A 12,521-nucleotide genomic window follows, 5' to 3' on the forward strand; every position below is an offset into this window, starting at 1 on the left:
TTTTAATCATATTTGTCAACCCCACCTCACTTCCCCTACCACTCCTTTCCAATTTTGTGCTAAAGTTACGCAGTAAAAATTTCCTCTACTTCTTATTGATTCCTTATTATGCCTAAGAAAAATGACGGTCAGAATCCTAACGATTCAACCCCCAACAAGCAACCTAAAAAACCGAAAAAAGACTTGACTCAAAAACCCGAGGAAAAGAAAGCAAAAAAGGCGCCAATTGAAGCGACGCCCGAACCATCAAAAGAGGCTGAAAAAATTATAAAATCAACTCCCGAGATCACAGAAACCCCGGCAACGGTTGAAGCCACGGCCACCCCCCTCCCCGAAGTCGGAGGAGACGGCAACACCCCAACCCCCACCCTATTCACCGCCTTGGCCGCCAACGAACGCCTGCGCTCCATTTCCGATGAAATGGAAACCTGCTACCTCGATTACGCCATGAGCGTGATCGTGTCCCGCGCCTTACCCGATGTTCGCGACGGATTGAAACCCGTGCATCGCCGCATCCTTTACGTAATGCAAGAAACCGGACTTCGTTCCACTGCCAAATACCGCAAATCCGCGAACGTGGTCGGAGATGTTTTAGGTAAATACCATCCTCATGGCGACACGGCCGTATACGACTCCATGGTTCGTATGGCCCAAAGCTTTTCGCTCCGATACCCGCTCGTGGACGGACAAGGAAACTTTGGTTCCATCGACGGAGACAGCGCCGCCGCCTACCGTTACACCGAGGCCAAAATGACCAAAATCGCGGAAGAAATGCTTGCAGACATTGATAAAGAAACCGTGGACTGGACCGAAAACTACGACGGCACGCGAAAAGAACCCACCGTACTCCCCACCAAAATCCCTCAACTCCTTCTCAACGGGACCATGGGAATTGCCGTGGGTATGGCCACCAACATCCCACCTCATAACCTTGGAGAACTCGTGGACGGACTCGTGGCCCTCATCGACAACCCGGAAATCACGATCGAAGAACTCATGGCCTATATCAAAGGTCCCGATTTTCCGACCGCAGGACTTATTTATGACAACGAAGCCATCAAAAACATGTACGTGAACGGACGAGGCGGCATTGTGATGCGCGCCCGCGCCGAAATCGAAGAGCTCAAAAACGGAAAATCCATCATTCGAGTGGATGAAATCCCCTATCAAGTCAACAAAGCCACGCTCATCGAAAAAATGGCGGACTTGGTGCGTGACAAAAAACTCATGGGAATTTCCGACCTCCGCGACGAATCCAGCCGCGACGAAATTCGCATCATCATTGAACTCAAACGAGACGCTTATCCTAAAAAAGTCCTCAATCGTTTGTACCAACTCACCCAAATGCAAACGAATTTTAACATGAACATGATCGCGCTCGTGGACGGACTCCAACCGCGCCTTCTCAACCTAAAAGAAGTGCTCAAATACTTCCTCAAACATCGCAAAAAAGTCATCACGCGCCGCACCGAATACGAACTCAAAATCGCCAAAGCCCGCGCCCACATTCTCGAAGGTCTCAAAACCGCGCTCGATAACATCGATGCCGTAATCGAAACCATTAAAAAATCCGCCACCAAAGAAGAAGCGAGTCTCTCTTTACAGAAAAAATTCAAACTCTCCGAGCTTCAAGCCGAAGCCATTCTTGAGATGCGCCTCCAAACCCTGGCCGGGCTCGAACATCAAAAAATCGAAGACGAATATAAGGAAAAAATCGCTCTCATCGCAGAATTGGAAGGCATTTTATTGGATGCCGGAAAAATCGAAACCATTATGAAAAAAGAACTCGCGGAAATGAAAGAAAAATACGGAGATCCTCGTCGCACCGAAATCGTGCCTCATGCCGTGGGAGAAATTTCCGCCAAAGACACAATCCCGAACGAGCCCATGCTCGTGATCCTCACCGAGGAAAACTACGTCAAACGTGTCACGCCTTCTTCTTTCCGCACCCAAAGACGCGGAGGCAAAGGCATCATTGGCATGTCCACCAAAGAAGAAGATGAAATTGCCATTTTGCGCTACGCCAACAACCACGACGAACTTTTGTACTTCACCAATCGAGGTCGTGTGTTCAAATTGCCGGTGTACGAAATCCCGCAAACCTCTCGCACCGCCAAAGGCCAAGCCATCGTCAACCTCCTTCAACTCGAAAAAGACGAACGCGTAACCGCCATCTTGGGTATGAATGAAAGCTTTACCGGAAAATACCTGTTTATGGGAACCTCCAAAGGTACAGTCAAAAAAACCGCGGTGGAAGAATTCAAAAATGTACGAAAAAGCGGGCTCATTGCCATCAAGTTGCGCCCGGACGATGAACTCGAATGGGTCAAAGAGACTTCAGGCAACGATCGCGTGGTCATTGTGACCCAAGGCGCTCAATGCATTCAATTCGACGAAAACGATGTGCGCCCGCTCGGACGCGCCTCTATGGGAGTTCGTGGCATTCGCCTCAAAGGAACGAATGACATTGTCATCCAAATGGACATCATCCAAAAAGAAGGCGCAGACCTTTTGATTGTCACGGAAAACGGACTGGGAAAACGCACCCCGCTCATCAGCTACCGCTTCCAATCTCGTGGAGGATCCGGAATCAAAACCGCCAACCTCACCCCGAAAACCGGTAAAATCGTTGGAGCTCGTATCCTTGCAGAAGACATCGAAGGCGATCTCGTGATTGTGTCAAAAGTGGGACAAATCATCCGACTCCCCTTGGAATCCATTCCGGGCCGCGGACGTGCAACCCAAGGCGTGTATTTGATGCGCCTCAACAAAGATGATCATGTGGCCTCCATTTCCATCATCAACAAAACCACCGAGGCGGAAGAAGCCGAGGAAGGAACGATTGAAGGAGAAGAAGGCGAAAAAACGGAAGTAAAAGCCAAAAAAACCAAGGTCGCCGAACAGCCAACGTTGAAAATTTAGCACGCACATAGCGCATTTGATCATTCGTAATTTCTATACATTGATCATTTTCTAACTCCCTTCCCCAATGCCCAATTCAAAAATCTCCCCTAAAAACCTCGCGGTTTTTGCCCTTTTTCTCCTCCTTGCTTGCCCTTCTTTGACCTTTGCCGCGTCCGGAGACCTTTATATAGGAACCGGAAATGTGTGGTTTTCCGATGCCACCATTGTTCACGATCAAACAATCAGAGTTTACGCCTCCGTAAACAATGATGGGACAAACGATCTTTTGGGGTCCGTACAATTCATAAACCAAACCACAGGAAAACAAATCGGAACCGATCAATCCATTTCCGTGATTGCGGGCCAAACCGATACCGTTTTTGTGGATTGGCGCCCCACAGCCGGAACCTATACGATTTCCGTAGCCATTTATCCTTGGGACGGATCCGGAGACGATGCCGCAAACAACACCGCCTATCTCTCCACCACCGTGGATTACGACAATGATCTCGACGGAGTGGGCAATGCCTCGGATCCGGACGATGACAATGATCAAGCCTTGGATCCGGACGATCTTTTCCCTTACGATAAAAACGAATCCAAAGACACGGACAACGACGGATTGGGCAACAACGCGGATACGGATGATGACAATGACGGAATTCTCGACCCCGAAGATTCTCTCCCCGAAGACCCCACCGAATCCGCGGACACGGATGCGGATGGCGTTGGAGACAATGCCGATACCGACGATGACAACGACGGTTTAATCGACACTCATGAAACCTCGGCGGTGGATCCCGAAAGCCTTAAACCCAAAGACATCACCGATCCTCTAGTCGCAGATACGGACGGAGATGCAACACTCGACAGCCAAGACGCTTTCCCTCTCGACCCCACGGAAGGAACAGACACGGATGACGATGGCACCGGCGATAACACCGACCTCGATGACGATGACGACGGACTGCTCGATCTTGATGATTCCTATCCTCAAAATCATGGCCCGGTGATCCTTTTTTCTCAATACGAAGAGACCGATGAAGAAAATAATTCCTATCTCGTACTCGACGCCAGCCAAACCTATGATCCAAACGGCTCCCCCACGGATCTCACCTATCAATGGCTCAATGAAACCGGAGAAATAATGGCTGAAACCGCTGTGTTTGAAATTTCACTTCCAAAATCCGAGTCAATCTCTTATCCCACCACTTTGGTAGTCACTGATGCCACCGGAGAAAGCCGCACTTTGGAGTTGGAAAAATTCGGAATAAATGAATACGTAAAAGATATGATTTTAGCGTTAGCCGTCGCACTTTCGATTCCACTTGCAATCTTGGGCTACTTAAAATATACTGCGTCCGCTTCCAGACGGAAAACTCCGGCAACGAAGCCTGTTCAACCTAAAAAATCATCTAAACATCCCAAAAAACAATGAAATCCGGCATACACCCCACCTATTTTCAAAAAGCCCAAATCACCTGTTCCTGCGGAGCAGTGATTAAAACAGGCTCCACCCTCGAAACCTACACCACTGAGTTGTGTTCCAAATGTCATCCGTTCTACACCGGTAAACGCAAAACCGTGGACACGGCCGGTCGTATCGAAATGTTCACATTAAGACGCAAACTCGCGGATCAAAAGAAAAATGTCGTGGCAAAAAAAGAAGAGAAAAAACGCAAAACCATTGAAGACAAAGTCAATGAAGCACTCCAACGCGATCGTGAACACGAAATGGTCAAAGAACAAGAACTCATGACCCGCATCCGAAAAAATCGCCCGGTCCCAATGGAAACTCCGGTCACTCCCCCCACTGAAACCGCTTCCGTCCCGGAAACAACAGCCGCTGAACCGGTTGCCAAAACAGCCAAAGTCAAAAAAACGACTTCAAAGAAGAAGTAATATCTATAAAACGGGAGACGCGAGGATTTTTCATGTTAGCGCGAACGATTTAATGGGCATATCCGAAAAAAGCTTCGCGCCTCCCGCTAATTGAGCATTGGTATAACAATTCTCGGAACTCTCACTTTTGCCGTGGCATGAGTATTAACCGCTTGTTCATATAAATTGGTTAAAATTTTAGAAAATTCAGCACGAGAAATCATCTGATTCCCTTTAAAAGTGCCATCGCCATACCCGTTAATAATGCCTTTTTTGTAGGCATACAAAACATACGGGGCATACCAATCATTCAAAGACATGTCCGAAAACGGATTTTTCTCAAGGTTAAACTGCGCCAACAAGCCCTGAGAGGAATCGATCACGATCCGAACTCCTGACGAAAGGAGCAACATTTTCAGCGCCTCGGCCCGAGTGGCTTCTTGAGTGGGCCGAAAGGTCTTGTCCGGATATCCGGAAATCACGCCATGCTCAAACGCAATATTAAGATAGGGAATATCGGTTAAATTTTGTTCGGCATCCGAGAAAATCGAAATCCCGGACACCATGGAAATTTGAAGTTCTTGCCCTAAATCTTCTCCCATAAATGTAAGCATCGAGAGTTGCAAAACCTCCATACGACTCAATCCGCCAAACGGTTGAAAGAAAAAATTAAAAATCAAAAGCTGCAAAGGGTCCGAAGAGCTGTAAATCGTTTGGATCAAATCCATCTCTCCGAAATTCTTCAAAGTACTTTCCGCCCACGTCAAATCCTCGGGAATAATGGTTCCCAAATTGTCCACAATTTCATTCAAAGAAGTGGAAGGATTCGAGCCTGTAATTTCAACATTTTCAGGGGCAGTATCTTCGGGAGGAATTGTTTCTTCTTCCTGCGGCACCTCTATTTCCGGAATAATATCGACGACCGTTTCTATCGTCTCGGTATGAGAGCTTGAATGACCGCCTCCCCCATTGCTACCGCCTCCGGGCCCGGTGGTAGTTCCGCTGCCTCCTATATTCAGAGTGCCGGATAAAGGCCCTGAACGATTCCCGTAGGTATCAAGCGCATAAAGATTAACATTGTACGAATTCCCAGAGCTTGTGGTTAATGTGGAAATCCACACCGAAGACGTTTCCGCCGTTGCAAGCGTTGCATCTTGCACCGCATTGAACACCGTGTAAGCCCCTCCATTACTGGAATATTGAATTTCATACATGGAAAAATGGGAATCCAAAACCGAAACCCAAGTAACATCGATTCTATCTCCGGTACCATCCAACATCAATCCCCACAATCCGCTCGGCGCAGCGTTGTCGATAATAAATTCGGAAGAAGCCATCGCACTCCCTTCCATGGAACCGTCGTAAGGGGTCACACGAATTTGAGCCGTGGAAGTATCGGCAGAAGGTTCATCGATTTTAGAAAGCCAAACAAAGGTTAAAACATTACTGCCCCCCGTGGTGCTGATCCCGCTGAGTTGTCGAGGATCGGTATTGGCAAGCGTCGGCACAGTCCCTCTTGTGTTCGTAAGATCACCGGCCTCGGTGGAAAGCGTGGCTTTTTCCCAACCCGAACCGATATTGTATTCCACTAAAAGTTGTACATTGTTCGCTTCCGCATCACTCAATGTCGTCGAAATCGTCACTTCTCCGGTGCCTGTGGTGGGAAAAGTAGCGGTAGTCGTTGAAACCGAAGGAGCGGAATTCATGGTATTGCTTCGCGTAACGGAAGCGGATTCATTTCCGAAATCATCGAGTGAAAAAAGTTTAAAATAATACGTATCATTGGCAACAAGACCCGTGATGGTCGTAGTGGCGGTTTCCGCCGAGGCCAAAGTGACATCATCAACCGAATCCCATTCCATCGCGGTTCCACTGCGATTTTCCGCATCCGACTGAGTGGAACTGTACCAAATTTCATAATGATTAAAATTCGTATCCGTCACCGCAGACCATGTCCAAGTCACCGTGGTGCCGGTAAAAGACCCCACAACAAACATGGTTAAATTCTGAGGATCATACGTGTCCAAAGCAAACGCTTCGGACGTGGTGGCTCCTCCATTTTCATTCCCATCATAAGGAGTTACACGAAACTGAACATTCGCAATTTCAACATCCGGTTCATCCGTCCCGGCCAGCCAAATCACGGTGAGAGTGTTCGGCCCCGCATTCCCGGGAATAGGAGATCCATCCGTCCCCACTTGGCGCGCATTGTCATTTTCAACCATCGGAGAAACTCCATATTCAACAATCGTATCTTCCGTCATTTCACTGAGCGTCGCTTTTTCCCAACCTGCACCCGTGTTGTATTCAACCAAGTACTCGAGGTCTTCACTATTTGCATCACTCCCGATAATCGTTAAAGTCACCTCTCCACTTCCATCCGTGGTTTCCATCGCACTTGCCGAGGAAACAACGGGGCGCGTGTTGGTGAACGTGGTTAACGAATCAAGGGTCATCTCATTTCCCATGTTATCAAGTGCAAAAATTTTCACATAATACGTCGTGCTTTCACTCAAGCCCGTAAGGGTCGTCCCGACCGTGGCCATGGTAGACAAATTCGCATCATCCGTTTGATCCCACTCGAACGCTGTGCCGGTGCGCCCGATTACATCATCGGCATTTGTTCCATACCAAATTTCGTAATGATTGAACCCAAACTCGGACGTAATCGCAGTCCAACTCAAAACAAGGGTGGAAAAAGTGGTCCCGGTGCGCTCAAATGTGGCAAGCCCTACGGGGTCGACGTTATCGATCGTAGAATTATCCGATGCCACCATGGCTCCGGGCTCAATCGTGTCATAAGGAGTTATTCGAACCTGCGCCGTTGCCGTATTCGTTGTGGAAACATCCGTGCCGGACAACCAAACCACAGTAACCGTATTCGCTCCGGAACCTGTCACAATATAACCTCCTGCGTTTCCAACCTGATACGTGTTGTCATTTTCCACGGCGGGTGTGCCGTAAGTGGCGGTGACGTCGCTCCCCTCTTCGGAGAGGGTCGCTTTTTGCCAGCCTGAACCCACATTATATTCAACCAAGGCGCTGACATTATTCCAATCAAGATCATTCGCAGTGAATGAAACCGTGACATCGCCCGTGCCATCGGTGAGCTGAACCAAAGAGACTCCGCTCAAAGTCGGTTTCCCGTTATTATTCCCCGTTGATACGGAAAGCGTCGCTTCATTGCTGTTATTATCGATGGCAAAAATCTTGGCATAATAGGTCGTGTCTTCGCTCAGTCCTGTGATTGTTGTTGTCGCTGTCGTGGCCGTAGTTAAAGTTGCATCATTATCCGCATCCCACTCAACCGCCGTACCCGTGCGCCCGATTACATCATCGGAATTCGTTCCATACCAAATTTCATAATGATTGAAATTAGCATCCACCGCAGAGGTCCATGTCCAGGTAATGGTTGAAGAAGTCGTTGCTGATGCGATAAAATTCGCCAAACTCCGCGGGGTCGTATTCGTGCTTCGGGAAATTGCCGCAAGCGTTATTTCATTCCCGTAATTATCAATCGCCCAAATCTTAAGATAATATGTGAGATCCTCGGAAATCCCGGCGGTGATCGTGGTCCCGGTTGTGGTCGCGGTGGTAAGCGCGCCGTCATCCGAATTATCCCATTCGAGCGCGGTGCCCGTACGGTTATCTACGTCCAATGAATTCGTGCCATACCAAATTTCGTAATGATTAAAATACGTATCTGTGGCGGAAATCCAACTCAAACTGATGGAATTCAAGGTGGAACCCGGAACCGCAAAAGTCGATAAACTCGTCGGGCTGACATTATCGACAATAAAAGTCGAAGAAGAAACCGCACTCCCCGCCTCTATTCCATCGTAGGGTGTAACGCGAATTTGGACCGAGGCTGTGCTGGCTGTTGGAACATCGGTTTTCGAATTCCAAATCACGGAAATGGTGTTCGCACCGGAAGACGAAGTAATATAACCGCTCGCATTTCCAACTTGATAGGCATTGTCATTTTCCACATTAACCGTGCCATAAGTAGCCGTTATATTCCCTCCGATCTCGGAAAGCGTAGCTTTTTGCCATCCTGCACCCACATTGTATTCCACCAGTGCTTGAAGGGTATCGTCATCATCCGGATCGTCTGCGATAAAAGAAACTGTTACATTTCCGCTCCCGTTTGTAAGCTTGGTGCCGGTTGCTGACGCAGCAGTTGGGGTTTGGTTGGTACTAATGTTGATGTCTTTATTTGCACCGAGTGAACTTGCGGCTCCCGGAGTGGGAAGCGTTAAAGTAGCCGTATTCCCTGCAAGATCCTTAATGGTTCCGCTATTAAACGTAAGTGCACCGGTTCCCGTATAATCAAGATCCGTTTTATTATCTCCATTTACGATTGTGTAAGTGAAGGAAAGTGTATCCGTTGAAACCGTGCTGTAGTTGGCTTGACGATCTGTTCCATTAAAATCCAATTGAAGTTGAGGCATGCCAGTGACAACCATACTATTGTCAAATTGGACCGTAGCAAGAATCACCGTATCAACTCCATAGGTGCCGTTTGCATTGGTTGCCGTGACATTGGAAACGGTTGGGGCGACGGTGTCATAGGTTGTTGTATCTGAAACAGTCGATGAAGTACTGGTATCGTTTTTTATTTTTGCGGAAATTGTTTTAAGTTCGTTGGTGGCTGAACAACCTGTTGCACCATTAGTGATGTCAAAGACAGGACCATCATCATCGTTCACAACATCATCATCAGGATAGGCTATCCAATCGGACCAGTTTGAACCTGCATTGCACGAAAAAGCAATGTGGGTTGGAGTGGCCCCGGATTTTGTGATTGCAATAGCAGGAGTGGAATCGTTGGTATATCCACTATTATCGGTAATTGCAATTGAGGAAAGTGAAACTGTTTGTATAGTATAGACCGTTCCATTTGCACCATTCACCCCTGAACCTACTTTTGTACCACCCGTGGCGGTTGCATTTGAAAAATTAAAATCCGTAGTTCCATAGTAGATTGCGACTCTACCCCCTCCGGCTCCACCGCCATCGCCATAACCGTTTCCTCCAGTGGTTGAAATTGAACCTGTCCCGGTGAGAGTCCCAGAAGTTATATAAACCGACCCACCCGATCCGCCACCACCATTGCAACCCGTATAAGTTTTACCATTAGCCGAGATGGATCCATTCACGGTTGTAGTACCGGAAGTAGTAATTTGAACCCTTCCTCCTCCTACCGCATAAGGTACTACCCCACAATCAGTATCCCCTCCGGATCCAATGAGGGTTGGCGCCGTTTGATCCCCATATATGGCTGAAGCTCCCCCGCTCCCTCCACCTCCGATTCCACCGTAAGCCGCACCACCCTTATCATTCTTGCCATACCCGGTTGTGGTAACCGCACAAAAACCCGTACTTGCATTTGGGCCAAATCCATTGCTTAGCCCACCCGGACATCCCAAGAAATTGGTATTGATTGATGTGCCGCTATCCAAAGTAACAGTCGTAGCCGTCCAAACCGAACTGGCTTGAATACTGGAAGAACTTGAAAGAGTAACGCTATTCGCACTTGTAATATTAAAAGTAAGTCCCGAATTGCCATTTGTTGGCGTCCATCCCGTCATTGTTGTCCCCGCAAAGGTTATAGCCCCACCGGCCGACATATTGAGAGCCGTCAAACTATCAATTGTAATAGTCGAGGAAGTGAAAGAAATATTGCGCGTGGCCGCGATCGTGGCCGTTGTAGCACCAACATCATCAGTGATAAGGGCGCCACTGCTTACAATAATGTCTCTAAAAGAATAAGTTGCCCCATTTGCAAGTCCAAGTCCGGACGTAACATATAAATCATTGTTTGTTTGATCAACGATGTAGGTGGTCCCATTTGCACCATTCACCCCTGAACCTGCTAGTGTACCACCGGTAGCGGTTACATTTGAAAAATTAAAGTCCGTAGTCCCATAGTAGATTGCCACCCTGCCACCTCCACCGCCACCTCCATTACCATAACCATTTCCTCCATTAGCAGAAACTGTGCCGCTTCCGGTTAAAGTCGCCGTTGTTATATAAACCGAACCACCCGAACCGCCGCCACTGTGACAACCCGTATAAGTTTTACCATTAGCTGAGATGGATCCATTCACGGTTGTAGTGCCGGAAGTAGTAATTTGAACCTTTCCTCCTCCTACCGCATAAGGTACTGCTCCACAATCAGTATCCCCTCCGGATCCAATGAGGGTTGGCGCCGTTTGATCCCCATATATGGCTGAAGCTCCCCCGCTCCCTCCACCTCCGATTCCACCGTAAGCCGCACCACCCTTATCATTCTTGCCATACCCGGTTGTGGTAACCGCACAAAAACCCGTACTTGCATTTGGGCCAAATCCATTGCTTAGCCCACCCGGACATCCCAAGAAATTGGTATTGATTGATGTGCCGCTATCCAAAGTAACAGTCGTAGCCGTCCAAACCGAACTGGCTTGAATACTGGAAGAACTTGAAAGAGTAACGCTATTCGCACTTGTAATATTAAAAGTAAGTCCCGAATTGCCATTTGTTGGCGTCCATCCCGTCATTGTTGTCCCCGCAAAGGTTATAGCCCCACCGGCCGACATATTGAGAGCCGTCAAACTATCAATTGTAATAGTCGAGGAAGTGAAAGAAATATTGCGCGTGGCCGCGATCGTGGCCGTTGTAGCACCAACATCATCAGTGATAAGGGCGCCACTGCTTACAATAATGTCTCTAAAAGAATAAGTTGCCCCATTTGCAAGTCCAAGTCCGGACGTAACATATAAATCATTGTTTGTTTGATCAACGATGTAGGTGGTCCCGTTTGCACCGGCTGAATACCCCACTCCAGTACCCCCAGCAACGGTTAAACTTGTTAAGCTAAAAGAATTAGAACCATAATAAACTGCCGCTCTACCACCGCCACCTCCACCTCCATTCCCATAACCGTTCCCTCCATTAGCGGAAATCGTCCCACTTCCGGTTAAAGTCCCAGTTGTTATATAAACCGAACCGCCGGAGCCTCCTCCGGCAAAATAATACGTATTAGCTTCACCATTGGCCGAAATAGAACCATTAACCGTTAAAACACCCCCCACATTAAGTTGGACTTTCCCTCCCCCGGATGGAGCTGTGCCGGAATCGGAATCGCCACCCGAACCAAAAAGTATTGGAGCTGTTTGATCTCCATAAGTAGACGAAGCCCCGCCGCTACCGGCACCTCCGGTTCCACCGTAAGCCGCACCACCCTTGTCCGTTTTACCATATCCGGTAGTCCTAATTGTGCAAACACCCGTTACGGCATTTGGACCATAGCCATCACTATTGCTCCCTTGGCATCCTTTATAATTCACATTAACATACGCCCCTGATTGAATTGTGAAATCCCCGGTCGTTGTAATTTCAAGCCCTGCCATTAAAACACCCTCACCGGGATCTTTATCAAACCCTGTAGCGTTATGAGTTAAAGTGACACCAGTATTTACTGTAACCGAAGCCGCGCTCAAAGTACCTGTAAAAATACAAATTCCATCCCCGCCATCCGTAAAAGTTACATCATCTCCAATATAACCATCTAAAGTGGCCTGATTTAAAGTTGTGGAATTACAAGAAACCGTTTCGCTTGCCGCGAAAACACGAGACGGAAACGGGATACAAAAATATGCTAAAAAGAAAAGAGAAAGAAAAATTTTTTTCATCTTTTTTAAGGAATTTTTCATAAATAAATAATTTAATTTTTATTTTTTAGGCCTCAAATA

The 12,521-nt window shown here is 47.8% G+C and carries 3 protein-coding genes and 1 pseudogene; 3 read left to right on the forward strand and 1 reads right to left on the reverse strand.

The annotated features are described in order from the left end of the window. Positions 1–108 precede the first annotated feature (108 nt). The 3 genes and pseudogenes from gyrA (at position 109) to WC882_02365 (ending at position 4,806) form a co-directional block, all read left to right on the forward strand. Positions 109–2,922 (forward strand): DNA gyrase subunit A, encoded by a 2,814-nt coding sequence (gene gyrA, locus WC882_02355; GenBank protein ID MFA5842489.1) that lies wholly within the window; start codon positions 109–111, stop codon positions 2,920–2,922. 1,416 nt (positions 2,923–4,338) lie between these two features. Next, positions 4,339–4,482: pseudogene (gene rpmE, locus WC882_02360) on the forward strand (50S ribosomal protein L31). 6 nt (positions 4,483–4,488) lie between these two features. Beyond that, positions 4,489–4,806 (forward strand): hypothetical protein, encoded by a 318-nt coding sequence (locus WC882_02365; protein MFA5842490.1) that lies wholly within the window; start codon positions 4,489–4,491, stop codon positions 4,804–4,806. 86 nt (positions 4,807–4,892) lie between these two features. On the opposite strand, the gene WC882_02370 is transcribed toward WC882_02365, so the two are convergent. Then, a complete protein-coding gene (locus WC882_02370; GenBank protein MFA5842491.1) occupies positions 4,893–12,482 on the reverse strand; it encodes an S-layer homology domain-containing protein in 7,590 nt (2,529 codons plus the stop codon). Positions 12,483–12,521: the final 39 nt, after the last annotated feature.

The organism is Candidatus Gracilibacteria bacterium, assembly GCA_041658685.1.
Taxonomy (GTDB): Bacteria; Patescibacteriota; Gracilibacteria; order UBA1369; family UBA12473; genus JBAZZS01.